The organism is uncultured Roseobacter sp., from assembly GCF_947492555.1.
Lineage (GTDB): Bacteria > Pseudomonadota > Alphaproteobacteria > Rhodobacterales > Rhodobacteraceae > Roseobacter.
Map to the genome: position 1 here is coordinate 28,214 of NZ_CANLNE010000002.1, position 22,114 is coordinate 50,327.

A 22,114-nucleotide genomic window follows, 5' to 3' on the forward strand; every position below is an offset into this window, starting at 1 on the left:
CTGGCGGACAAACCACTGCAGGATCACTCCCATCGCGCTTTTCGGAAAAAAATCAGGTGAGCAGGCCGTGCGGGAGGGCATGCCGGACGCCTATCCGGCTGTCTGGCGGTTCTGCGTCTCGCTGACCGGGCGCCGGGATTGGGGTGAGGATGTTCTGCAGGCGACCTGCCTGCGCGCCATCGAAAAGGCGGACGGGTTTGAACCCGGCACCCATCTTGACCGCTGGATGATGCGCATTGCCCACCGGCTCTGGCTCAACGAACTGCGGGCGCGCAAGGTGCGCACCGGCGGTGGCCTCTTGCCCGTCGAGGACATTGACGTCGCAGACCACAAAACACCGGCTGCGGAAACGAATATTTTCGTCGCTGAGGTGTTATCCCAGATAAATACCCTGCCCGATGCGCAGCGCCACGCGGTGTCGCTGGTCTACGTGGAGGGCATGAGCTACCGCGAGGCAGCTGACATTATGGAAATACCGATCGGCACCGTCATGAGCCGATTGGCCGCGGCACGTAAGACGCTGAATCAAAGTATGCCGGATGAAAAGAGGTCGTCACGATGACGGAAGGCACATGGATTAGCGACGAAGACCTGACCGCCTATCTTGATGGAGAGGCGGAGGAGGCGCTGTGCCGCAAGATCGATAAGACCCTTGCTGAGGATACCGAGCTTCAGGCACGCCTTTCGGCGCTGACACTGGATGTGGACGCATTGCGCGCGGGCGTGTTGGCGGCCTTTCCGCTACCTCCGCCCATGCCCACCCTGCCCGCGGCCAACCGGTCACGCGCACCCTTTGGGATGTTCAGCGCCGGGCTCGCGGCAGGTTTGGCCATTGGCGCCTTCACCTTCGCCACCTTCTTTACAAAACCTGCACCGCCTGAAGGCTGGGCGGGGTTCGTCGCAAGCTACCAAAAGCTCTATACGGCTGAGACGCTCAACGCGATTGATCAGCCCGCTGCAGAGACGCAGGCGCAACTGTTGCGGGTCTCCGAAGCGATTGGTCTGGACCTCGGCAATCTGCCTGCCGTGGACGGGCTGACCCTGAAACGCGCGCAAATACTGGGCTTCAAGGGCAAGCCTCTTGTGCAGATCGCCTACCAACGCACGGATGGCACGCCCGTGGCGCTTTGTATCATCCTGTCCCCGTCTCAGGACCCGATGCCGCTGACGGAAAGCGAAAACAAGGGTCTGCAAACGGTACGTTGGAACCGGGACAATCATGGCTTTTTACTGATCGGGGACATGGATCCGATGCCTCTTAAACAGGCAGCAGAGGTTTTCGCCGCGGCGCTTTGAGCGCGGATTTCCGCCGGAATTGTGGCCAACTCGTTTCCACGCCCTCAACGATCCTCGCAAAAACCGCGATACTGTCTCACCTGCGCCGCGTTCCTGCCCGAATTGACCGGCATACCCGTCTCTGGAACTGACAGAATAAAAGGGGAAGGCAATGGACCGCCTCACTGAAATGGAAGCATTCGCCACGGTTGTGGACCAGGGCGGCTTCACCGATGCGGCCAAAAAGATGGGGATTTCCAAGTCTGCCGTCTCAAAACACGTGTCCTCCCTCGAAGCGCGCCTCGGCGCGCGCCTTCTCAATCGCACAACGCGCCGCGTAAGCCCGACCGAAATCGGGTTGGCGTACTACGACCGCGCACGCCGCGTCCTGAACGACGCGGGCGAGGCTGATGCGCTGGTCACGTCGATGCAAAGCGCGCCTTCGGGCCTTCTGCGCATCTCCGTCGCGACCGATTTCGGTGTGAACCACTTGTCGCCCGTTCTGAGTGAATTCCTGTCCGATTTCCCGGACATCACCGTGAACATGGTGCTCAACAACCGTTACGTCGAACTAATTTCCGAAGGCTTCGACATGGCTGTGCGGATTGGTGAGCTGGAAGACAGCACCCTGCGTGCGCGCAAGCTGACCGAAACAACCAAACGCATGATTGCGAGCCCCGAGTATTTTGAAAAATACGGGCGGCCCGAAAAGATTGACGACCTGAACAACCACAAACTGCTGCATTATTCCAATCAGTCGTCCGGCAATGTCTGGAAGCTGACGGCACCGTCTGGCGAGAAACGTCAGGTGCGCACGGCGGGATGGCTGAGCGTGAATGACGGGCAATCCTTGCTGAATGCTGCGATTTCCGGTCTGGGCATCGCTTATCTGCCCAGCTTTCTTTATGCCGACGCGATGGAAAAAGGCCTGATCGAGGATGCGATCCCCGATCTGCCGCTGGAAACGCAAGGCATCTACGCCGTCTACCCGCCCGGCCGGTTCACACAGCCGAAAGTGCGCGCCTTCATCGATTTCCTCGTCCATGCCTTTGCCGAAAAAGGCCCCTCGGACTGGTAACCGCTCAAACACCTCCTCGGTGACACTTCCTTCGGTACGAGTCTCGTACCGGAGGATTTTTGTCTGGGAGGGCGCTATTCCGTGTTGAGAAGAATGGCCTCAACCCGACGATTTTGATCGCGTCCTTCAGCGGTACGGTTCGAGGCGAGAGGTGCCAGATAACCCATTCCTTCCGCCTCCAATCGGTCGGGATCAATCCCATATTGATCGATCAGTCTTGCGCGTACCATCCGCGCCCGTTCCCGCGACAATGCAATATTCGGCGCGAGGCCCCCGACGGTATCCGTGTGCCCCACCAGCGCGATCCGCATCTCTGGCCGTGCTTGCAGGAACTCCGCCATGCGTTCCAACGACACAAACGGGCCCGGCCCAAGCGCCGTGGTTCCGGTGTCGAAATCAAGATCACGCAAAACGACGAAACCGCGCTGCAAAAGGCCGGTTTCCGGGTCACTCACCTCTGTCGGTCGGTCAGGTGGTGTCAGCACCGGCGACGGTGTTTCAGTCGTGACTGGTGGCTGCACATCAGCTTCAGTTGATGTGTGAATGATCTGCACATAAGCCGAAGCTGCTGTCACGCTGGTCAAAACGGCCAGGGCTTCCGCAGGGTCGCTCCGCGGTCCCTTGAACGCCGTGAGATATCGGTAAGACCCTATGTTCACGTACATATTCGGCCCGGGCAGCACCTCGATACCAAAGCGGAAATCGAATCCGCCGCAAGCAGTACTGCTGCACTCAAACACGATATCGTAACCAAGCGCATCAATCTGGTCGCGCAGCGGGGCCATCACTTGCAGAGGTGTCAACCCACCGGTTCCGATCCGCCACGCCCGCCGCGTCACCGCCCCTTCAAGGGTTTGCGACGGCACAGTGCCATCCAGAAACCCGGCAACGGGTGCGGCGAAACTGTCCAGATCCGTGGCGCGTTCGACCGTCATCTGTGCATCGGACGGCAAGACAAGATCAGCGGCGCTGGCTGCTTGTGCACAGGCCAAGATCATCGCGAGAAAAGAGAGATGGGGCGATATCATCTGGCCTGCGCGTGGTAGTCATCATTCGGCTGCATGGCCGTGGCGCTGGCCACCCGGTTGGTCATGTTGAAAAACCCGGCAACATTGGCAATGTCCCAGATGTCCTGATCGGTAAAGCCAACGTGACGCAGGGCATCGCGGTCCTGCTCTTCGATCGTGGCGCTGGCAGTCGTCATCTGTGCGGCGAAATCCAGCATTGCGCGCTGCCGCGTATCCAGATCGGCAACCCGGTAGTTCATCACCAGCGCCTCGCCCAGTTTGGGATCCCCCGACATGGCCCGCACCGCCGCGCCATGGGCAACAAGGCAGTAAAAGCACTTGTTTATGGAGGAGACGACAACCGCAATCATCTCCCGTTCCAGTTTGCTGAGACCGGACGGGGCCAACATCAGGTTATTGTACACACCGGTAAAGGCATCAAGCTTTTCGATATCGAAAGCGTAGGCACGCAGGACATTCGGGATCATGCCCAGCTTTTCCTGGCAGACATCGAAATACTTTTGCGTGGGCTCGGGCAGCGGGTCCACCATTGGCAGGTTCAACGCTGTGGGAAGAGCGGTATCGGCCATGTCATTGCACCTCTTGCAGGTCTTTGTAGCGATAATGGTACTGTCCCACCGGGACAAAGCCCAGAGAGGAATAGAGGCGATTGGCAGCCACATTGGCCTCCACGCAAAGCACCGAAATATCTTCGGCCCCCTGCTCCCGTGCCCAAAAAGCCGCAGCACGCATGACCCATCCGGCAACACCCTGCCGCCGCTGCGCCGGCAGGATTTCCACGGCATGGACCATGCATGTCTTCCGGTGCAGGGCCGCAAAACCCGCCCCGGCAGGTTTTTCATTCCAGCGGGCGAGAATACCGGTTTTCACCTCCGCCCGCGCCATCACCGCCAACCGTTCCGGCCCAATGCCGCCCTGCGCCCAGATCTCTTCCATAATCGCCAGCGGCTCCCAGATGCAAAAGGCCGTCACGCGCGGTACTGGCACATCCGTCAACCGGGCGATAGGCAGGCTGTACGCTGTCGTGGGATCAAGAGTGCGATAGCCTCTGGCCTGCAGCATCTCGTCCAGCACCTCGTCCCCCGGTCGGATCATGAACAGCGGTTGCTGCCCCGCATGCAGCATGGCCTCTTCCGCCTCCCGAATGTCGGTAGGCCCGACCTCTGCGGTTGCCGTAGCGGCGGACACGCGCTTGCCACCGCCCTCCCCATCGCGCAAAATCCACGGCCCCAGCGGGATTTGCCGCGCGGCGGGCCACGTGGCATCAATTGCTGCAAAGAGCATGTCATGGTTCATGTCGGGAAGGTTTCCGCGAGCAATTCCTTCACCTTGCGCACCAAGGCCGCGTCGGCCCCCCGGATCACCACATTCGATCCGTATTTCCCGCTCTTTTTCTGGAACGGATAGGACCCCATGCTGAGCATCGGATATTCAGCAGCCAGCGCGCCCAGAGGACCCGCGATGTCCCCCTCTCCCCGGTCGATGCGCAGCGTTTCCGACACAAGCGGCGCGCCGCCTGTCAGCGTCGGCAGCAGGCTTTCCATCATGGCCTGAAACACCGAAGGCACCCCGGCCATGACATGCACATTCTCAAGCGTGAACCCTGGCGCTGCGGAGACCGGGTTGTCGATCAGCCGGGCATCATCCGGAATGCGTGCCATGCGCAAGCGCGCCGCGTTCAACTCGGTGCCTGAGGTGGCGTAGTGCCGTTCCAGAATGCCGCGTGCGTCTTCGCGCACATCGATATTCTTGTTAAAGGCTGCTGCAATGCAATCGGCGGTGATATCATCATGCGTGGGCCCGATACCGCCGCTGGTGAACACGTGGTCATATGCGGCGGAAAGCGCCTGCACAGTAGCAATGATAGCCCCGCGATCATCGCTGATCACGCGCACCTCGCGCAGGTCGATACCGGCCTCCGTCAGTTGACCCGCCAGATGGTACATATTGGCGTCGCGCGTGCGCCCGGACAGGATTTCATCTCCAATCACCATCATCGCGGCAGTCGGGTTGGGCATGTTTCGGCTCTCCTTGCGTCTCACCTAATGCGAGGTATAGACCTGCCCCCATGCGCTTTCAAACCGATCTTGTGCCCGCCCGGCTGACCTGCCGCTACAAACGCTTTCTCGCCGATTGCGTGCTCGAAGACACCGGAGCGGAAATCACCGCCCACTGCGCCAATCCCGGTTCGATGATGGGGCTGGCAGAGCCCGGCACCCGGGTGTGGCTGGAACCCAATGACGACCCCAAGAAGAAGCTGAAATTCGGCTGGCGACTGGTCGATCATGAAAACGGTCATTTCACCGGTGTGGATACCTCCCTGCCCAACCGAGCGCTGAAATCGGCGTTGCAATCCCGTGCGATTACGCCCCTCTCCGCCTATGAAACGGTCCGTCCGGAGGTGAAGTATGGCGAAAACAGCCGCATCGATTTCCTATTGAGCGAGCCGGGACTGCCCGACGCCTATGTGGAGGTCAAAAGCGTGACCCTCTCGCGGCAGGCCGGTCTGGCGGAATTTCCCGACAGCGTCACCGCACGGGGCGCCAAGCACCTGCAGGAACTGGCGCAGATGGCAGCGGCAGGGCATCGCGCGATCATGCTTTACCTGGTGCAGCGCACCGATTGCCATGATTTTACGCTCGCGGCGGACATCGATCCGGCCTATGCCACCGCCTATCAGCGCGCCCGACAAGCGGGCGTTGAAACTCTGTGCTATGGTACCAATATCAGTCCCGCAGGTGTCGATTTGGCCGATGCTTTGCGGATTTCGACCTGAGCGCCCTCTGGTTCTCAGGATTATTGCGCGTTAAAAGCGCCTCGAACAGCCACGGTGGAGCACATTCGTGAACGAAGACCTTCGGGGCCGTCACACCAAAGACGGCATACGCATCTACAATCCGTCGGATTTCGCCGGTATGCATACCGCCGGCGCGCTGGCCGCGCGTATTCTGGATGATATTGCCGCACATGTCTTTGTCGGCCAGACAACTGGAGCCATCGACAAGGCCATCACCGACATGGTCGAGGACGCGGGCGCGACCTCTGCCACCATCGGCTACAAGGGCTACCAGCACGCCAGTTGCATTTCAGTGAACCACGTCGTTTGTCACGGCATTCCGGGCGACAAGACCCTGAAGGACGGTGACATCCTGAACATCGACGTGACCGTGATTGTCGATGGCTGGTACGGCGACACCAGCCGGATGTATGTGGCGGGTAAGCTGCCGCGCAAAGCCGAACGGCTGATCCAGGTGACCCATGACGCGCTGATGCACGGGATCGAGGCGGTGAAGCCGGGGAATACCTTCGGCGATATCGGGCACGCCATACAGGTCTATGTTGAAAGCCACCGCATGTCCGTCGTGCGGGACTTCTGCGGCCACGGGCTGGGCCGTGTCTTTCACGCGCCACCCAACGTGCTGCACTATGGGCGGCCCGGCACCGGCGCTGTGCTGGAAGAGGGGATGTTTTTCACCATCGAACCCATGGTGAACCTCGGACGGCCCGAGACCAAGACGCTGTCAGACGACTGGACCGCCGTGACCCGCGACAAATCCCTGTCGGCCCAGTTCGAGCATTCGATTGGCGTGACATCGGACGGGGCGGAGATTTTCACGACATCACCCGGCGGGCTGTTTCACCCAACTTACTCCAAGGACTGATCGGCATCCGCCTCGCGGCGCAGGATGTCGAGCAGCATCGTCCCCTGCCCCCAGGGCTGGACCGCATCGCCGATGAACACCGGCGACGGGTACCGTTTCGGCGGGGCCGGCCTGACCGGAGCCTGCGAAACCGGCGGCCAGAAGAAGGAGACAGCACTCGCGAACATGCCTGATTGGTTAGCACATCAGGGTGAAGTTTTCGACAACAAGGTGACATGCGTGTCGCCGTACCGGCGCTGATCGACAGGTTCGAACCCGTCCGGCGCGGGCATCGGCTGGGCTTCTTCCCAGACCACAAACGCCTCCTGTGCCAGCCAGCCGCCAGCCATCGCCGCCATCAGCGCCCGACCACCCAGGTCCTTCCCGTAAGGCGGGTCGAGGAACACCAGATCATAGGGCGCCGCCTCATGGGCACGCAGCCGGGTTGCATCCTGCCGGACCAGATCAGTCTGGTCTTCGACGCGCAGCTTGGCGATGTTCTGGCGGATCAACCCTTGCGCCACCCGCCCATCATCGACGAAACGGACATGCGCCGCGCCCCGCGACAGCGCCTCAAGACCCAGCGCACCGGTTCCAGCAAACAGGTCGAGGACGCGCGCGCCGTGGACGACCCCATGATGCGCCAACACGCTGAAGAGACTTTCGCGCACGCGGTCCGACGTGGGCCGCAGATGCGCGCCTTTGTCCCCCTTGCCGACGCTGGCTAGGGCTGTGCCGCGAAACTGTCCGGCGATGATCCTCACGCCTGCAGCAGCACTTTCAAATCCGCAGAGGGGTCGGTCACCAAGGAGGGTTCCGCAAATTTACCCGCCTCGATCAGCCTTTTGCCGATCATATAGGCGCGCGGGTCATTCATCGCGTCCACGGCCAGAAGCTCGGCATCCCGGTAGTACCAGAAGGATGCGGTCTGCCCCGCGCTAACCCGGCTGACGACATCGGTGTAGCCGGTGTTCAGCCCGGCAATCTGCAACTTCACATCGTATTGATCCGACCAGAACCACGGTTTGGCGATGTATTCCTTACCCGCACCCATGATGTTCTCGGCCACCAGTTCCGCCTGATCAATCGCGTGCGGCACACTCTCCAAACGGATACGACCGCCACGATAAGGGAAAGAGGTACAATCCCCCGCCGCCCAGATATGATCCTCGGAAGTGCGGCCCTGCGCATCCACCTTGATGCCGTTTTCGATGTCGAGACCTGCGGCCTCAGCCAGTGCTGTTGCAGGCGCGATCCCCACACCGGCAATCACGAAATCAACCGCGATCTCTGTGCCGTCGCTCAGCACGGCACCACTGACATCACCGTCACCCGTCAAACGATTGAGGCCGACGCCTTCCAGAATGCGCACCCCATGCGACTGGTGCAGAGCGCGAAAATAATCACTGGTTTGCGGCGCGGCCACACGCTGCAGAATCCGGTCGGCCATTTCCACCAATGTGACGTCGAGACCCAGCTTGGCTGCCACCGACGCCGCCTCCAGGCCAATATAGCCGCCGCCCACGATCAACACCCTCTTACCCGCCTCGAACCGTGGCGCCATGGCATCCACATCAGCAAGATCGCGCACCGTAAACACCCCACCAAAATCACCACCGATACTGGCAGGCAGACGGCGCGGGACCGAACCTGTGGTCAGAACCAGCTCATCATAGCTGAGGGTTTCAACCCCGAGCGCCACGCGCTTTTCGACCGGATCAATCGACGTCACCTCTGCGTCGGTACGCAGGGTGATGTCATGCTCTGCGTAAAAGGCCTCGGGCCGCAAGTAGAGCCGTTCCAGCGCCATCTCGCCCATCAGATAGGCCTTGGACAGGGGGGGGCGCTGATAAGGCGGCACCGGTTCGGCTCCGATCAGCGTCACCTGACCGTCAAACCCGCCATTGCGCAGTTTGGCCACGCAGGAGGCGCCCGCCTGCCCTGCTCCGATCACGATAACGTGGCTCATGTCGTGTCCCTCACCTTGCCCGATTTTTCTGGCCCTGCCCGAGGCCGCAACCTATATCCAGCGCAACGACAAACGCAATTGCAAGAAAGGCGTATCACATGACGATCTCACAGGGCGACCAACTTCCCGACGCAACATTGATGGAATTGGGCGCGGAGGGACCAGCGCCCGTCTCGCTCTCCGACAAGGTCAAAGGCCGCAAGGTGGTGATCTTTGCCGTGCCGGGCGCCTATACGCCCACCTGCCATTCCGCGCATGTCCCGAGCTTTGTGCGGACCAAGGACCAGTTCGACGCCAAGGGCGTGGACGAGATCATCTGCGTCTCCGTGAATGACCCCTTCGTGATGAAATCCTGGGGTGAGGCAACCGGGGCAGCCGATGCCGGTATCACCATGCTGGGCGACGCGGACAGTTCGTTCACCAAGGCGATCGGCATGGATTTCGACGCACCCCCTGCCGGTCTGATGGGCCGCTCCAAGCGCTACGCAATGCTGGTGGATGACGGCAAGGTCACATTGTTCCAGCCCGAGGAAAGCCCCGGTATGTGCGAGGTTTCCGCCGGGGAGGCTCTGCTGGAAAACATGTAAAACGCAAAAGGCCCGGAGCATCCCTCCGGGCCTTTTTGGATATGTTTGGCATGTGATGGCGCAGGTCAGGCACGCTCTTCCTCGGCATCCCCGTCGAAGCCCGTACGCACCGCACCATTCTGGTTGCTTTCCGGTTCATCACCACTTTCCGCGTCCGCTCGCACAATGGTGCGCGTCGGGAAGGGAATGTCGATGTCTCCGGCATCCAGCGCTTCTTTGACCGCCCGTTTCATGTCTGCCTGATAGGCAAAATACTCGGAGGCTTCGACCCAGACACGCACCAGGAAATCGACGGAACTGGCACCCAGATTGTTCACTTGAATGAAGGGCTCAGGATCGCTCTTTGACCGCGCATCCGCCATGATCGTATCGCGAATGATCCGCTCTGCATCGGCCAGATTGACGCCGTAGCCCACGCCAAAGGTCCATTCGGCACGCCGCATGTCATTCGTCGAATAGTTGGTGATCACATTGCCCCAGACCTCGGAATTGGGGATGATCACCTGCACATTGCTCAGATCCGCCAATTCGGTGAAGTTGAGCGTGATGGCTTTGACAGTGCCCATCTCCCCGCCCACTTCGACAAAATCCCCCAGTTTGATCGGTCGGAAAAGGATCAGCATCACACCGGCGGCGACATTCGACAGGGTGCCCTGCAGCGCCAGACCGATGGCCAGACCCGCCGCACCGATGACCGCAACAACAGAAGTGGTCTGCACGCCGAAGGTGTTGAGCACGAAGAGAACCGTAAAACCCAGCACCACGTAGCGCACGATCGAGGCCAGGAAATCAAAGAGCATGTCGTCAAGGTGACGGTGTCGCAGGCCAATGTTGCGCACGCGGCGCTGCAGCCAGGCCGAGACGATCCAGCCAATGATCAGAATGCCGATTGCGGCGAGGACGGACCCCGCCGCGCTCATCAGAAATTCAACGGTGAGCAGATCGGCAAGGGTCTTCCCCTGCCAGATTTCAGTTTGCAGTAGGTCTTGCATTATTTACTCCGAAAGACTGTCCATCTTGCGGGCCAGTTTCGCGTCAAGCGCGCTGAGCCCGTCCACATCGTGGGTGCTCAGCACCACATCGACGGTTTTATATACGTTGTGCCACTCGGGGTGGTGGTCCCATTTCTCAGCCCAGATCGCCACGCGGGTCATCCAGCCAAAGGCCTCGACGAAATTCTTGAAGACAAATGTCTTGCGGATCGCGTCGCGGTCCTCGACCATCTCCCAACCGGTATCGAAGAGCGGTGCCAGCAGGGGGCCACGGGTTTCTTCGCTCAATCTCTCTGTCATTCCTGTTCCTCAATCTCGGCCCGTTTGAAGGGTCCGTATTCCGTCAGCACGGTGATCTCTTCGTCCACGGCATCCCGTTCGGCCTTGAGATAGCTGCTGATGGCATCAGCAAAACCCGGATCATTCACCCAATGCAACGACCACGTCGGCGTCGGCAGATAGCCGCGTGCCAACTTGTGTTCGCCCTGCGCGCCCGCCTCGACCCGCGCCAGCCCCCGTTCGATGGCGATATCAATCGCGCGGTAGTAGCACAGCTCGAAATGCAGGCAAGGATGATGTTCCGTGCATCCCCAGTACCGCCCGTATAACGTCTGAGCGCCGATAAAGTTCAATGCGCCCGCAATCCAGCGCCCGTTCCGTTCGGCCAGCACCAGTGCCATGTCGTCCCGCAGGGTTTCCTGCGCGATGTCGAAAAAGGCCCTCGTCAGATAGGGCGTGCCCCACTTGCGCGCGCCGGTATCCTGATAGAACCGCCAGAAGGCATCCCAGTGTTCGGGCTGCAGATCATCGCCGGAAAAGGTCTGGATCATGCCGCCGAAATCCTGCGCGCGGGCGCGTTCCTTGCGGATGTTCTTGCGCTTGCGGGAACTCAGGCTCGCCAGAAACCCGTCGAAATCCTCATATCCGTCGTTGCGCCAGTGAAATTGCTGGGTCTTGCGCAGCAGCAGGCCGATCTCTTCACCGCGCCGCGCCTCTTCTTCCGTGCAGAAGGTCACATGCACCGAGGAAAGGTTGTTGCTGTCCGCCAGCTGCACTGCTCCCTGTATGAGCGCGGCCGTGCCGGTCTCTTCGAACCCCGGACGCACCAGCAACCGCCGGCCCGTCGCGGGGGTATGCGGCACGGCGACCTGCAGCTTGGGGTAATAGCGCCCGCCCGCACGCTCATAGGCATGCGCCCAGTTGTGATCAAAGATATATTCGCCCTGGCTGTGCGATTTGACGTACATGGGCGCCACGCCGATCAATTGCCCCGCCAGATAGGCCGTCAGATACTGCGGCTGCCAGCCGGTGCCGGTGCCAACCGATCCGCTGTCCTCCAGTGCGCTCAGGAAACGGTGCGTCGTGAAGGGGTCCATAGGTGGCGCACCCGCGACGGCCTCCGGGCAGGCGCAGGCATCCCAGTCGCTGGCGTCAATCGCGCGCAGCGTCGGCACCACCCTGATCTCGACTTCCTGTTGCTGCATCCGCATCGCCCCTTCACGCCTTACTTGTGCCCGCCAGCCGCGGGATCAAGCGGGAAGCGCCGCGCGATATTGCTCGAAAGTGATATTCTGGGCGATTTCGCGCGCCTGCGCCTCGTCTGCGGGCGATTTCACCGTCCAGCAGAGGATCGACGCACCTTGGGCTTTCAACGCGGCGACCCGCGCTCGCGCCAGATCATGCATATTGTGGCTGATGAAACTGCAGTCGGCTGCATCGTAGTCGGGGATGCCGCGCAACCTGTCACAGGTCTCGACAGGCAGTTTCCAATGCGCTGCATCATATCCATCCGTCACCAACCCGCGCGGCACATTGGGGCAAAGAGCTGCCATGCGCATCACCGAATGCGGATTGAACGACATCACCGCCACCGGCCCGTCATAGCCTTTGAGGGCGGCGGCCACCGCCTCTTCGAGCGGTCCGATGTTCGGGCCCATTGCGCCATCCTGATCCTTGATTTCGATAAGCAGTGGCACGCGACCCGCGACCAAATTGAGGATTTCCGGCAGATCGGGAATACCTTCTTCGCCCCCGCGCAGCAGTACCTGAGCGAGTTGTTCCGCCATTTGCTCCCGTACCGGTCCGCTGCCGTTGGCCAGCCGGTCCAGCGCATCGTCGTGAAACACCATCGCCTGCGCATCCGCGCTCTGCTGCACGTCGATCTCGATCCCGTAGCCTGCGTCAATTGCCGCGCGGATCGCCGCGCGGCTGTTTTCCGGGCGGCCATCCGCGACATCATGCAAGGCGCGGTGCGCCAGCGGGATCGTCAGGAATATCTCTGGCAGGGGGACCCTCATTTGATCTCGAAAATGCCTTCGATCTCGACAGCAACGCCCAGCGGCAGCGATGCGGCGGACACGGCAGATCGCGCATGCCGACCCGCATCGCCCAAAGCTTCGACCAGGAAGTCCGACGCGCCGTTGATGACTTTGGGCTGATCGGTGAAATCCGCCGTGGAATTCACGAACCCGGTGAGTTTCACCACCCGATTAAGCCGATCGATATCACCGCCACAGGCTGCTTTGACCTGCGCCAGCAGGCTGATCGCGCAGAGCCTGGCAGCGGCAGCGCCCCCTTCAACCTGCATATCCGCGCCCAACTTGCCGGTCACAAGACCATCAGGACCGTTTGAAATCTGGCCGGAGACGTACAGCGTGCTGCCGACCTGCACAAAAGGCACGTAGTTGGCAGCGGGCGCAGGCGCATCAGGCAGGCTGACGCCCAGGTCGGCGAGGCGGGAGGCAATACTCATATCGGAGTCCTTCAGGATGGGATGGCGTGTTGGCGGGCCAAGCACTCAGCGTGGATTATGCCCAGTCTGCCACGATCCACAAGCGTCAAGATCACGGTGCTGGGAGCGCCATCGGTACGTTGACTCCTACGGAAAGTTCCGGGGCAAAAATTTGAAATCAATAAGAAATGCCAAGCGACGCTCAATGTCGGGAATGCCCTCTCAATTCCCATCGAGAGACCCTTGCAGGTTGCATTGATCGCATTTCCGCTTACAAATCGGTTCTTGCCGCCACAGTTCTAGACTGTATACGCTCAATAGCTTTAGAGTTGCGCTGTCGCGCATGTGCCACATCATATGAATTCCACATTTTCGCCCCCTAGGCATCGCTGTAAAAAGTTCTAACTACCGTTCAGTCAATTTCACAGGATTTACCCAGTGTCCCGTACTCCCAGAATGAAGGCTTTCGCGCGGCCCGCTACGGCGCTCGTAACTGTATTGCTGTTGAGCGCATGTGCGACCACGCAGGATGTTGCGACCCGCTCGGACGGCATCAATGACCCCTACGAGACACAGAACCGCAAGGTTCACGGGTTCAACAAGGGCTTGGACAAGAATATCGTGCGCCCCGTGTCGCAGGCCTATGGTGTCGTGCCGGTGGAGATCCGCAACACGGTGAACAATTTCTCAGACAACCTTTCGATGCCAGGCGTTGCTGTGAACAGCCTGCTGCAGGGGGACCTGCGGGGAACCGGACTGGCGACATTACGGTTCGTGATGAACACGACCATCGGGCTTGGAGGTCTGTTCGATGCAGCCTCCGAACTGAATATTCCCGAGCACCAAACCGATTTTGGCGAAACGCTTACCGTCTGGGGATCGGGCGAAGGCGCGTATATCGAACTGCCCGTTTTCGGGCCCTCGACGCAACGCGACACAGTTGGTCTCGTGGTCGATTTTTTCACCAACCCGCTGACCTACAACACGATTGACGGGGATGCGCGCGTTGTGCCGCCTACCGCTGCCGCTGCCTCCGTCCTGAACGACCGGGAGAAATTCTCCGACACGATCGATTCCGTACTTTACGAGAGTGCGGACAGCTACTCGCAATCCCGGTCGATCTATTTGCAGAACCGTCGGTTCGAGCTTGGACAGGGTCAAGGCACAGATATCGACCCGTTTGCAACAGACCCGTATGAGGACCCTTATGCCCAGTAATCTCACCCGCCGAGATTTTTTCCTGAGTTCCGCCGCCGCTGCCCTTCTGGCAGCAACACCCGCCGCCGCGCTGACCGAAGCCGGTGCGCGCCAACTCGTGGACCAGGTTGTCGCAGACATTGATCGCGTCATTTCCTCAGGTCAGTCCGACGCTGCAATCCTGCGCGAGTTCGAGCGGCTTTTCGTGCGCTACGCGGACGTCAACATCATGGCGCAATACGCGTTGGGAGCGGACGGCCGCTCTGCGTCGTCCTCGCAGAAGCGGGCGTTCAACGATGCCTTCACCTCCTATATCGCGCGCAAGTATGGCAAGCAGTTCCGTGATTTCATCGGCGGACGTGTTGAAGTGCAATCCGCGCGTCAGATCAAGGCCGGGTACGAGATCAACACGCTGGCCTATCTGCGCGGCGACGGTCCTTTCGAGGTCACCTTCCACGTGTCAGACAGATCCGGCAGCCGGAAGTTCTTCAACATCTATATTGAAGGCGTGAACCTGCTGCTGACCGAGCGGAGCGAGATCGGTTCCATGCTCGACAGGCGCGGCGGCGATATCAATGCGATGATCGCCGATCTCAAAGGCGCAGGCTGAACCAGCGGCAGCGGCGGGTTACCGGTCGCTGCCACTGACATTGGGCTGCCGTTCCCGACCGCTGTCGGTGCCGCCCCCCAGAATATCGCGCAACAGCCCTTCCAGGATGCCGACAGCACCCCCGCCGCCGCCCTGTTGGCCACCTGACGGATCACGCACCTCACCTGCCTGAGACGGGGACATCATCGGCAGGGGTTTCAGCGGCACACCTTCATGCACCCGCGACATGGTTTCGCGCCAGATGTCCGCAGGCAGGCCAGCGCCAGTCACACCGGTCAGCGGGGTGTTATCGTCATACCCCATCCACACGCCCGCAACATAGTCGGCGGAAAAACCAACGAACCATGCGTCCCGCGCGGCCTGCGTTGTGCCGGTCTTACCCGCCAGTTGACGTCCGCCGAATTGCGCCCGCGCGCCGGTTCCTTCAGAGACGACTTTCTCCATCATGTAGATGAGCTGCCGCGCCGCCGGTTCCTGCACCACGCGTTCACCGATCCCGCCGCCCGTGCCCATCAACGGCTCGTCTTCCCCCATCAGGCGCAGTTCAACCAGCCCGTAGGGTTCGACGGAGGAGCCACCATTCAGAATGCCCGCATAGGCGCCCGTCATCTCGATCAGCGTGCTTTCCGACGCCCCGAGCGCCAGCGCCGGGCCAGCGGCCAGATCGCTCTCCAGACCGAAGTCGCTGGCCACCTGCCGCACCAGATCGCGGCCGACGAACTCAGACACTTTCACTGCCGGAATGTTCAGACTGTCCGCCAGCGCACGGGTCAGGGACACCTTGCCGTAAAACCGGTTGGTGTAATTGCGCGGCGACCACGGACCGGACCCGGGAATGTTGATCGTCAGCGGCTCGTCGGTCACCGTGTCATTGGGGGAATAGCCCAGATCCAGCGCGGCAGCATAGACAAAGGGTTTGAACGCCGATCCGGTCTGCCGCTTGGCCTGGACCGCCCGGTTGAACGCCCCTGCCACCTTGGTCTTGCGCCCCCCGACCATTGCACGCACGGCCCCATCTGCCGACATGACGACAATCGCCGCCTGCGCCTTGCTGCCGTCGCGGATCTTGTTCTCGAACACCCACTGCATGGCCTCGTCGGCGGCGCGCTGGATGCGTTGATCGAGCGTGGTTTTGATGATCACGTCCTCGGTGGTCTTGCGGGTAAAGAACTCCGGCCCGGAGGACATGACCCAGTCGGCAAAATAACCGCCAGCCCGTGCCTCTGCCGCCTCGGACAATTCCGCAGGGTTGTTTTGTGCGGAACGGGCCTCTGCGTCGCTCAAGTAGCCCTGTTCATTCATCAGGCGCACGATGGTTGCCGCGCGGTTCTGCGAGCGGGTGAGGTCATTGGTCGGCGCAAACCGCGTCGGGGCGACCAGCAGACCTGCCAGCATTGCGGATTCCGCCGGGGTCACATTGGCGGCGGATTTGCCGAAATACCGCTGGCTTGCGGCTTCGAACCCACGGGCCCCGGCCCCCAGAAACGCCCGGTTCATGTAGATCGTGAGGATTTCATCCTTGGAATACTTGGCCTCCATCGCCAAGGCATAGACCGCCTCCGACGCTTTGCGCTTGATCGTGCCACGCCGGCATTCGGTCTCATACTCGGCCTCGGTCTGAACGGTCGGATCATAGGGCACACCAAGGCACAAAAGCTTGGCCACCTGCTGCGTGATCGTCGACCCCCCGTGCCCCGACAGTGGCCCGCGCCCTTCGCTCAGGTTGATACGCACGGCGCTGGCGATCCCGCGCGGGCTGAGACCGAAGTGCCGATAAAAGCGTTTGTCTTCCGTCGCAATGATCGCATTGCGCAGATGGGGAGAGACGGTGTCTGCCGTGATCGCGCCGCCAAACTGATCCCCGCGCCAGGCAAAGACCTGACCGGAATCGTCCAGCAATGTCACAGACCCGCGCGCGCGTCCGTCCAACAGCTCCGTCACATCCGGCAGGGTCGTGTAATAGTACCCCACGATCAGCCCGAGCATCAGGCAGGCTACGGCACCCACCCGCCACACCACTCGCCAGATCAGCCGGAGCAGCCACGCAAAGAGCCGCTGAATGAGGCCAATAATCCCGCCCCGCCGCCGCGTAGGGGCTTTGCGCCGTGCTGTTTTGCGCGGCTTGGGTTTGGCTTTGGGTTTCGCCTTGGTCTTGCGCGCCTTTTTAGGCTGCGCAGCGTAGCGCTTGTCAGCGACCAGCGGTCGTCTGCCTTTACGTGAATCACTCATGAAGAACCTGCCCGGCTCACTGTTGTTTTGCGCAGTCTAGCGGCTCTGCACCAAATTGTTGAGGCGCTCATGCGCAGAAACATGATTAAATATATGCCTAATAATTATGCAATATCCCCAACGTGACTATTTCTTGAGCACATGGCTTGCGTTTTCCGTCGCGACTCCGCCCAGAAACTTCCATGTCTGCTGCCCTCTGGCGTTTTCTGCAGGCGCAAACATTGCAGATACGTCTGCCAAGCGAAGGGGACACGAGGTGAAACTCATCATTGCAACAATCAAGCCGTTCAAGCTGGAGGAGGTGCGCGAAGCACTGACCGAGGCCGGTGTGCGCGGCATGATGGTCACGGAAATCAAGGGCTTCGGCTCCCAGTCCGGCCACACTGAAATCTACCGCGGGGCTGAATACGCCGTGAATTTCGTGCCGAAGGTCAAAATCGAGATCGTGGTCGCCGAAAGCGTGGTCGATCAGGTCGTCGATACCATCACCAAGACCGCGCAGACCGGCAAGATCGGCGATGGCAAGATCTTTGTCCTCAGTGTCGATCAGGCCGTGCGTGTGCGCACCGGCGAAACCAACGAAGACGCGCTGTAAAGCTGCGCATCAACCAGGGATACGTACAATGAAGCTTCTCAACACACTTGCCCCCGCTGCCGCGCTGATCGCGCTGCCCAGCCTCGGGCTGGCCCAGGATGGCCCGACGCCCGGCATTAATCCGTCTACGGATTCGGTCTTTATCTTCAACTCGCTCCTTTTCCTCATCGGCGGCTTCCTCGTCTTCTGGATGGCGGCTGGGTTCGCCATGCTGGAGGCGGGTCTCGTTCGCTCTAAGAACGTCACAATGCAGCTGACCAAGAACATGGCGCTCTTCTCACTGGCGGCGATCTTCTATTACCTGATTGGTTACAACCTGATGTATCCACTCGGCACGTGGATGGTTGACGGCGTCCTCTCCGGCGTCTGGGGTCCGGGCGTTCTGGAGGCCGTTGGCGTGACGTCTGACGCCGCCGATGACTATGGCTATGCCTCTACCGGCTCTGACTTCTTCTTCCAGCTGATGTTCTGTGCGGCCACGGCGTCCATCGTGTCCGGTGCGCTGGCCGAACGCATCAAGCTCTGGCCCTTCCTGATCTTCGTGATCGTGCTCACCGCCGTGATCTACCCGCTGCAGGCCTCCTGGAAGTGGGGCGGTGGTTTCCTCGACGCGATGGGCTTTCTGGACTTCGCGGGTTCGACCGTTGTGCACTCCGTCGGGGGTTGGGCGGCTCTGGCAGGCGCACTGATCCTCGGGCCGCGTATCGGCAAATACAAGGACGGACGTGTGAACCCGATGCCGGGCTCCAACCTCGCCCTTGCCACGCTTGGGACATTCATCCTGTGGATGGGCTGGTTCGGTTTCAACGGCGGCTCGCAGCTGGCCATGGGCACGGTGGGTGACGTCGCAGACGTATCGCGCATCTTTGCCAATACCAACGCCGCTGCTGCCGGTGGCGCAGTTGCTGCCCTGATCCTGACGCAGCTTCTCTACAAAAAGCCCGACCTCACCATGATCCTCAACGGCGCACTGGCTGGTCTGGTCTCCATCACAGCAGAACCGCTGACACCAACATTGGGGTCTGCCACGCTGATCGGCGCTGTTGGCGGTGTCATCGTGGTCTTCGCGGTACCATTCCTCGACAAGCTCAAGATCGACGACGTGGTCGGCGCCATCCCGGTGCACCTGTTTGCCGGTATCTGGGGCACGATCGCAGTGGTCCTGACCAACCCCGATGCTTCCCTTGGCGTTCAGATCTATTCGATCTTCGTCGTGGGTATCTTCACCGTCGTCGCGTCGGGTGTGATGTGGTTCATTCTCAAGGCAACCATGGGTATCCGGGTCTCCGAAGAGGCAGAGATCAACGGTCTCGACACCTCGGAGCTGGGCATGGAAGCCTATCCGGATTTCTCCAAAGGCTGAGCTGAACACCTTTGTAAAAGCAAAAACCCGGGCGTCCGCGCCCGGGTTTCTTTTTGTTCACAGCGACAGAGGGGAAGGTGAGGTTTCCGGCGACTCCGGGTCCCGTCACATCGTCTCAAGGCAGGTCAGACACCCGCATCAATGATCGCCTTGGCCAGAATCGGAATTGTGTGTTCGTTCAGCCCGGCGATATTCATCCGGCTGTCCGAGACCATGTAAATCCCGTGCTTCTCCCGCATCTCGACCACCTTGTCAGGCGTGGTGCCAAGGCGCGAGAACATGCCCCGGTGCTGCGCCAGAAACCCGAACCGGTCAGAGCCGGACAGCCGTTGCAATTCGCCTGCCAGCTGACTGCGCAAGCCCAGCATACTGGACCGCACCTCCTCCAGCTCCGCCATCCAATCCGCCTTCAGCGCGTCGTCATTCAGGATCATCGTCACCAGACGCGCGCCATGATCCGGCGGGAAGGAAAAGTTCTGTCGGTTGAGAAAGGCCAGCGTGTCCTGATGCAGCTTGCGGGCTTCGGTGTTCTGGCTCACGGCCATCAACAGGCCGGTGCGCTCCCGGTAAATCCCGAAATTCTTGGAACAGCTGGCCGCGATCAGACATTCCGGAACCGACGACGCCACAAGGCGGGTGGCGGCGGCGTCTTCCTCCAAACCATCGCCAAAGCCCTGATAGGCGATATCGATCATCGGCACCGCGCCGGTTTCCAGCAGCACGTCGACAACGGCGCGCCATTCGGTCATGTTCAGGTTGGCACCTGTCGGGTTGTGACAGCAGCCGTGCAGCAGGACCACGTCCCCCGCCCTGGCTGTTTTGATATCCTCGATCATCCCGTCGAAATCGACGCCGCGCGTGTCCTCATCGAAATAGCGATAGTTCACCACTTCGATACCCAGATAGCCCAGAATGGACAGATGGTTTGGCCACGTGGGGTCAGAGACAAAGACTCGCGCCTCGGGGCGTGCCATCTGGATGAGCTCAAACGCCTGACGCACGGCGCCCGTCCCGCCGGGCGTGGCCACCGCCGCGACACTGTCACGGGGCACTGCGTCGCGCAGCACCAGATTGATCATCGCATCGGAGAAGGCCGGGTCACCGGCAAGGCCGGTATAGACCTTTGTGTCCTGCGCTTCCCAAAGCTGATGTTCGGCCGCCTTCACGGCCCGCATGATCGGCGTCAGGCCCGTTGCATCCTTGTAGACACCCACCCCCAGATCGATCTTGGTCGGGCGCGGATCGTCCTTGTACATCTGCATCAGGGCAAGAATGCCATCGGCAGGACGGGTTTTCAGGCTTTCAAACATCATGCGTCTCCGGTTGCGACAGGTACGGTGGGAAACATCCCCCATTCGGCCCAGGAGCCGTCATAGACGGACCACTGAAGATGCCCCATGCGCTCCAGCGCCAGGGCGAGGATCGCCGCCGTCACGCCCGACCCGCAGGAGGTTATGATCGGCTTGTCGAGGTCCACGCCTGCGGCTTCGAAAACCGCGCGGCAGGCTTCGGGATCTTTCAGGGTGCTGTCGGCGTTCAGCAGGTCAGCAAAGGGTACGTTGCGCGCGCCGGGTATGTGACCAGACCGCAGGCCTTCGCGGGGCTCGGGCGCTTCCCCGCGAAACCGCGCGGCTGCCCGCGCATCGACAATAACGTGGTCCTCCAGCTTCGACGCCGCAGACACCTGCGTCACGTCCCGCACAAGATGGTTCTGGAACCGGACAGTCATGTGCCTGTCCCGAATGACCGGGGGCATATCCTCGATGGGATGACCTTCGGCCTGCCATTTGGGCAAGCCGCCGTCCAGAACGGCCACATTCTCCTGACCCATCAAACGGAAAAGCCACCAGACCCGCGCGGCAGACATCAAACCAGCGCCGTCATAAACAACTACCTGATGGCCATCGCCAACGCCCATTGCCCGCAGCCGGGACATGAATTTTTCAACCGGAGGCGCCATATGCGGCAAATCGGAGCGATGGTCGGAAATATCGTCGATGTCGAAAAACCGGGCCCCTGGAATATGCGCCGCATCGTATTCCGCTTTCGGATCGCGGCCAGCGTCAGGCAGGTACCAGGACGCGTCGAGTATCCGCAGATCCGGATCCTTTAGGTGCTGGGCCAGCCAGGCGGTGGAAACCAGTGTTTTCGGATCATCGGACATGAGATTCTCCTAGTGCTGCAGATCGGCTTCTGGGTACCCTCCGCCAGCTGCAGTGGCAAGCCTGCTTGCGCGCGGGTGGCCTGAAGCCCACCCTACCTGTCTACCACGGCGCTCACCGCCTGCAGGTAAGGTGGGCTTCAGGCCACCTTTGCCTATCCGTGGTCTTTCATCAGACGCGACTTTTGACGTGACCAGTCCCGCTTGGCCGCGGTTTCGCGTTTGTCGTGCAGCTTTTTGCCTTTGGCGACGCCGATCTTTATCTTCGCCATGCCACGGTGGTTGAAGTAGAGCACCAAGGGCACAAGTGTCATGCCCTTGCGTTGGGTGGCATTCCAAAGGTCAGCCAGTTGCTTGCGCGAGATCAGTAGCTTGCGCCGACGCCGCTCCGCGTGTTGAAAGCTCTTGGCCTGCTTGTAGGGTGCGATGTAGCTGTTGACCAACCACAGCTCCCCGTCCTCCACGGCGGCGTAGCTTTCGGCAATGTTCGCCCCGCCCCCGCGCAGGGATTTCACTTCCGAGCCTTCCAGAATGATCCCACACTCCAGATCTTCCTCGATCGCATAGTCGAACCGTGCCCGCCGGTTTTCGGCGACCACCTTGTAGTTCGGATCGGATTTGGATGCTGATTTCACCTGGGCCATGGGCGCAGATGTAG

General features: G+C 60.8%; 26 protein-coding genes. 10 read left to right on the plus strand and 16 right to left on the minus strand.

Translation table 11 applies throughout. The annotated features are described in order from the left end of the window. Nucleotides 1–67: 67 nt before the first annotated feature. The 3 genes from Q1A07_RS07165 to Q1A07_RS07175 all read left to right on the plus strand — a co-directional run bounded on the left by Q1A07_RS07165 (nt 68) and on the right by Q1A07_RS07175 (nt 2,353). Nucleotides 68–562 carry an RNA polymerase sigma factor gene (locus Q1A07_RS07165; RefSeq protein WP_299779266.1) on the plus strand — a complete coding sequence of 165 codons (495 nt, stop codon included), beginning with the start codon at nt 68–70 and terminating at the stop codon, nt 560–562. Beyond that, nucleotides 559–1,296 carry a hypothetical protein gene (locus Q1A07_RS07170; RefSeq protein ID WP_299779268.1) on the plus strand — a complete coding sequence of 246 codons (738 nt, stop codon included), beginning with the start codon at nt 559–561 and terminating at the stop codon, nt 1,294–1,296. Before Q1A07_RS07165 ends, Q1A07_RS07170 begins: the two co-directional genes overlap by 4 nt. Nucleotides 1,297–1,447: 151 nt before the next feature. Further along, entirely contained in the window at nt 1,448–2,353 is a 906-nt protein-coding gene (locus Q1A07_RS07175; protein ID WP_299779270.1) for a LysR family transcriptional regulator, read from the plus strand. Between the two features lie 74 nt (nt 2,354–2,427). Here the strand turns inward: Q1A07_RS07175 and Q1A07_RS07180 are convergent, their stop codons facing one another. From Q1A07_RS07180 to Q1A07_RS07195, 4 genes are read right to left on the minus strand one after another with little or no spacing between them, the layout of a single operon-like run. Beyond that, entirely contained in the window at nt 2,428–3,381 is a 954-nt protein-coding gene (locus Q1A07_RS07180) for an OmpA family protein (protein ID WP_299779272.1), read from the minus strand. Next, on the minus strand, nt 3,378–3,950 hold the full coding sequence (locus Q1A07_RS07185) for a peroxidase-related enzyme (RefSeq protein WP_299779274.1): 573 nt from the start codon (nt 3,948–3,950) through the stop codon (nt 3,378–3,380). The genes Q1A07_RS07180 and Q1A07_RS07185 overlap by 4 nt, the downstream gene beginning before the upstream one ends. 1 nt (nt 3,951) lies before the next feature. Then, nucleotides 3,952–4,677 carry a GNAT family N-acetyltransferase gene (locus Q1A07_RS07190; RefSeq protein WP_299779276.1) on the minus strand — a complete coding sequence of 242 codons (726 nt, stop codon included), beginning with the start codon at nt 4,675–4,677 and terminating at the stop codon, nt 3,952–3,954. After that, nucleotides 4,674–5,399: a molybdopterin-binding protein gene (locus Q1A07_RS07195; RefSeq protein WP_299779278.1), complete on the minus strand. Its 726-nt coding sequence runs from the start codon at nt 5,397–5,399 to the stop codon at nt 4,674–4,676. The genes Q1A07_RS07190 and Q1A07_RS07195 overlap by 4 nt, the downstream gene beginning before the upstream one ends. 50 nt (nt 5,400–5,449) lie before the next feature. Between Q1A07_RS07195 and sfsA the strand changes: the two genes are divergently transcribed. Both sfsA and map read left to right on the plus strand, forming a co-directional pair. After that, on the plus strand, nt 5,450–6,157 hold the full coding sequence (gene sfsA, locus Q1A07_RS07200; protein ID WP_299779280.1) for a DNA/RNA nuclease SfsA: 708 nt from the start codon (nt 5,450–5,452) through the stop codon (nt 6,155–6,157). A 67-nt stretch (nt 6,158–6,224) separates the two neighbouring features. Beyond that, on the plus strand, nt 6,225–7,043 hold the full coding sequence (map, locus tag Q1A07_RS07205) for a type I methionyl aminopeptidase (protein ID WP_299779282.1): 819 nt from the start codon (nt 6,225–6,227) through the stop codon (nt 7,041–7,043). On the opposite strand, the gene Q1A07_RS07210 is transcribed toward map, so the two are convergent. Genes Q1A07_RS07210 through Q1A07_RS07220 form a run of 3 tightly spaced genes read right to left on the minus strand, consistent with a single transcriptional unit; the run spans nt 7,028 to nt 8,991 of the window. Beyond that, a complete protein-coding gene (locus tag Q1A07_RS07210) occupies nt 7,028–7,210 on the minus strand; it encodes a hypothetical protein (RefSeq protein ID WP_299779284.1) in 183 nt (60 codons plus the stop codon). The genes map and Q1A07_RS07210 overlap by 16 nt on opposite strands. Before the next feature lie 18 nt (nt 7,211–7,228). Beyond that, the gene (rsmD, locus tag Q1A07_RS07215; protein WP_299779286.1) at nt 7,229–7,786 is read right to left on the minus strand and encodes a 16S rRNA (guanine(966)-N(2))-methyltransferase RsmD; all 558 of its coding nucleotides are present in this window, start codon (nt 7,784–7,786) and stop codon (nt 7,229–7,231) included. Continuing rightward, nucleotides 7,783–8,991: an FAD/NAD(P)-binding oxidoreductase gene (locus tag Q1A07_RS07220; protein ID WP_299779288.1), complete on the minus strand. Its 1,209-nt coding sequence runs from the start codon at nt 8,989–8,991 to the stop codon at nt 7,783–7,785. Before Q1A07_RS07220 ends, rsmD begins: the two co-directional genes overlap by 4 nt. Nucleotides 8,992–9,089: 98 nt before the next feature. On the opposite strand from Q1A07_RS07220, the gene Q1A07_RS07225 reads away from it, so the two are divergent. Further along, a complete protein-coding gene (locus tag Q1A07_RS07225) occupies nt 9,090–9,578 on the plus strand; it encodes a peroxiredoxin (protein ID WP_299779290.1) in 489 nt (162 codons plus the stop codon). A 65-nt stretch (nt 9,579–9,643) separates the two neighbouring features. Here Q1A07_RS07225 and Q1A07_RS07230 read toward each other — a convergent pair whose 3' ends face one another. From Q1A07_RS07230 to Q1A07_RS07250, 5 genes are read right to left on the minus strand one after another with little or no spacing between them, the layout of a single operon-like run. Continuing rightward, nucleotides 9,644–10,570 (minus strand): mechanosensitive ion channel domain-containing protein, encoded by a 927-nt coding sequence (locus Q1A07_RS07230; protein WP_299779292.1) that lies wholly within the window; start codon nt 10,568–10,570, stop codon nt 9,644–9,646. Nucleotides 10,571–10,573: 3 nt separating this feature from the next. Continuing rightward, a complete protein-coding gene (locus tag Q1A07_RS07235; protein WP_195821413.1) occupies nt 10,574–10,870 on the minus strand; it encodes a 4a-hydroxytetrahydrobiopterin dehydratase in 297 nt (98 codons plus the stop codon). Next, entirely contained in the window at nt 10,867–12,054 is a 1,188-nt protein-coding gene (locus Q1A07_RS07240; protein ID WP_299779297.1) for a GNAT family N-acetyltransferase, read from the minus strand. The genes Q1A07_RS07235 and Q1A07_RS07240 overlap by 4 nt, the downstream gene beginning before the upstream one ends. A 45-nt stretch (nt 12,055–12,099) precedes the next feature. Then, complete coding sequence (locus Q1A07_RS07245; RefSeq protein WP_299779299.1) at nt 12,100–12,867, minus strand: glycerophosphodiester phosphodiesterase family protein; 768 nt, start codon at nt 12,865–12,867, stop codon at nt 12,100–12,102. Continuing rightward, nucleotides 12,864–13,322, minus strand: coding sequence for a RidA family protein (locus Q1A07_RS07250; protein ID WP_299779301.1), 459 nt, complete (start codon nt 13,320–13,322; stop codon nt 12,864–12,866). Before Q1A07_RS07250 ends, Q1A07_RS07245 begins: the two co-directional genes overlap by 4 nt. A 435-nt stretch (nt 13,323–13,757) precedes the next feature. Between Q1A07_RS07250 and Q1A07_RS07255 the strand changes: the two genes are divergently transcribed. Then, nucleotides 13,758–14,519, plus strand: coding sequence for a VacJ family lipoprotein (locus tag Q1A07_RS07255; RefSeq protein WP_299779303.1), 762 nt, complete (start codon nt 13,758–13,760; stop codon nt 14,517–14,519). Continuing rightward, nucleotides 14,509–15,108, plus strand: coding sequence for a phospholipid-binding protein MlaC (locus Q1A07_RS07260; RefSeq protein ID WP_299779305.1), 600 nt, complete (start codon nt 14,509–14,511; stop codon nt 15,106–15,108). Before Q1A07_RS07255 ends, Q1A07_RS07260 begins: the two co-directional genes overlap by 11 nt. A gap of 18 nt (nt 15,109–15,126) precedes the next feature. Here the strand turns inward: Q1A07_RS07260 and Q1A07_RS07265 are convergent, their stop codons facing one another. Next, nucleotides 15,127–17,337: a transglycosylase domain-containing protein gene (locus tag Q1A07_RS07265; protein WP_299779307.1), complete on the minus strand. Its 2,211-nt coding sequence runs from the start codon at nt 17,335–17,337 to the stop codon at nt 15,127–15,129. A 256-nt stretch (nt 17,338–17,593) separates the two neighbouring features. On the opposite strand from Q1A07_RS07265, the gene Q1A07_RS07270 reads away from it, so the two are divergent. Both Q1A07_RS07270 and Q1A07_RS07275 read left to right on the plus strand, forming a co-directional pair. Next, nucleotides 17,594–17,932, plus strand: a complete 339-nt coding sequence (locus tag Q1A07_RS07270; RefSeq protein WP_195821407.1) for a P-II family nitrogen regulator — start codon at nt 17,594–17,596, stop codon at nt 17,930–17,932. A gap of 28 nt (nt 17,933–17,960) precedes the next feature. Then, complete coding sequence (locus Q1A07_RS07275) at nt 17,961–19,295, plus strand: ammonium transporter (protein WP_299779309.1); 1,335 nt, start codon at nt 17,961–17,963, stop codon at nt 19,293–19,295. 125 nt (nt 19,296–19,420) lie between these two features. Here Q1A07_RS07275 and Q1A07_RS07280 read toward each other — a convergent pair whose 3' ends face one another. The 3 genes from Q1A07_RS07280 to smpB form a co-directional block, all read right to left on the minus strand. Further along, the gene (locus Q1A07_RS07280) at nt 19,421–20,605 is read right to left on the minus strand and encodes an amino acid aminotransferase (RefSeq protein ID WP_299779311.1); all 1,185 of its coding nucleotides are present in this window, start codon (nt 20,603–20,605) and stop codon (nt 19,421–19,423) included. Further along, nucleotides 20,605–21,459, minus strand: a complete 855-nt coding sequence (gene sseA, locus Q1A07_RS07285; RefSeq protein ID WP_299779313.1) for a 3-mercaptopyruvate sulfurtransferase — start codon at nt 21,457–21,459, stop codon at nt 20,605–20,607. The genes Q1A07_RS07280 and sseA overlap by 1 nt, the downstream gene beginning before the upstream one ends. A gap of 152 nt (nt 21,460–21,611) precedes the next feature. Then, on the minus strand, nt 21,612–22,100 hold the full coding sequence (gene smpB / locus Q1A07_RS07290; protein ID WP_299779315.1) for an SsrA-binding protein SmpB: 489 nt from the start codon (nt 22,098–22,100) through the stop codon (nt 21,612–21,614). Nucleotides 22,101–22,114: the final 14 nt, after the last annotated feature.

What these genes read in the sequence shown, in the direction of transcription:
- Q1A07_RS07190 (WP_299779276.1), bottom strand. Translation starts at nt 4,677, where the DNA reads ATGAACCATGACATGCTCTTTGCAGCAATTGATGCCACGTGGCCCGCC.
- Q1A07_RS07175 (WP_299779270.1), top strand. Translation starts at nt 1,448, where the DNA reads ATGGACCGCCTCACTGAAATGGAAGCATTCGCCACGGTTGTGGACCAG.
- Q1A07_RS07245 (WP_299779299.1), bottom strand. Translation starts at nt 12,867, where the DNA reads ATGAGGGTCCCCCTGCCAGAGATATTCCTGACGATCCCGCTGGCGCAC.
- Q1A07_RS07230 (WP_299779292.1), bottom strand. Translation starts at nt 10,570, where the DNA reads ATGCAAGACCTACTGCAAACTGAAATCTGGCAGGGGAAGACCCTTGCC.
- Q1A07_RS07240 (WP_299779297.1), bottom strand. Translation starts at nt 12,054, where the DNA reads ATGCAGCAACAGGAAGTCGAGATCAGGGTGGTGCCGACGCTGCGCGCG.
- Q1A07_RS07210 (WP_299779284.1), bottom strand. Translation starts at nt 7,210, where the DNA reads ATGTTCGCGAGTGCTGTCTCCTTCTTCTGGCCGCCGGTTTCGCAGGCT.
- sseA (WP_299779313.1), bottom strand. Translation starts at nt 21,459, where the DNA reads ATGTCCGATGATCCGAAAACACTGGTTTCCACCGCCTGGCTGGCCCAG.
- Q1A07_RS07280 (WP_299779311.1), bottom strand. Translation starts at nt 20,605, where the DNA reads ATGTTTGAAAGCCTGAAAACCCGTCCTGCCGATGGCATTCTTGCCCTG.
- Q1A07_RS07265 (WP_299779307.1), bottom strand. Translation starts at nt 17,337, where the DNA reads ATGAGTGATTCACGTAAAGGCAGACGACCGCTGGTCGCTGACAAGCGC.
- Q1A07_RS07195 (WP_299779278.1), bottom strand. Translation starts at nt 5,399, where the DNA reads ATGCCCAACCCGACTGCCGCGATGATGGTGATTGGAGATGAAATCCTG.
- Q1A07_RS07220 (WP_299779288.1), bottom strand. Translation starts at nt 8,991, where the DNA reads ATGAGCCACGTTATCGTGATCGGAGCAGGGCAGGCGGGCGCCTCCTGC.
- Q1A07_RS07275 (WP_299779309.1), top strand. Translation starts at nt 17,961, where the DNA reads ATGAAGCTTCTCAACACACTTGCCCCCGCTGCCGCGCTGATCGCGCTG.
- Q1A07_RS07225 (WP_299779290.1), top strand. Translation starts at nt 9,090, where the DNA reads ATGACGATCTCACAGGGCGACCAACTTCCCGACGCAACATTGATGGAA.
- Q1A07_RS07260 (WP_299779305.1), top strand. Translation starts at nt 14,509, where the DNA reads ATGCCCAGTAATCTCACCCGCCGAGATTTTTTCCTGAGTTCCGCCGCC.
- smpB (WP_299779315.1), bottom strand. Translation starts at nt 22,100, where the DNA reads ATGGCCCAGGTGAAATCAGCATCCAAATCCGATCCGAACTACAAGGTG.
- sfsA (WP_299779280.1), top strand. Translation starts at nt 5,450, where the DNA reads ATGCGCTTTCAAACCGATCTTGTGCCCGCCCGGCTGACCTGCCGCTAC.
- Q1A07_RS07185 (WP_299779274.1), bottom strand. Translation starts at nt 3,950, where the DNA reads ATGGCCGATACCGCTCTTCCCACAGCGTTGAACCTGCCAATGGTGGAC.
- Q1A07_RS07170 (WP_299779268.1), top strand. Translation starts at nt 559, where the DNA reads ATGACGGAAGGCACATGGATTAGCGACGAAGACCTGACCGCCTATCTT.
- Q1A07_RS07180 (WP_299779272.1), bottom strand. Translation starts at nt 3,381, where the DNA reads ATGATATCGCCCCATCTCTCTTTTCTCGCGATGATCTTGGCCTGTGCA.
- Q1A07_RS07250 (WP_299779301.1), bottom strand. Translation starts at nt 13,322, where the DNA reads ATGAGTATTGCCTCCCGCCTCGCCGACCTGGGCGTCAGCCTGCCTGAT.
- Q1A07_RS07235 (WP_195821413.1), bottom strand. Translation starts at nt 10,870, where the DNA reads ATGACAGAGAGATTGAGCGAAGAAACCCGTGGCCCCCTGCTGGCACCG.
- Q1A07_RS07255 (WP_299779303.1), top strand. Translation starts at nt 13,758, where the DNA reads ATGAAGGCTTTCGCGCGGCCCGCTACGGCGCTCGTAACTGTATTGCTG.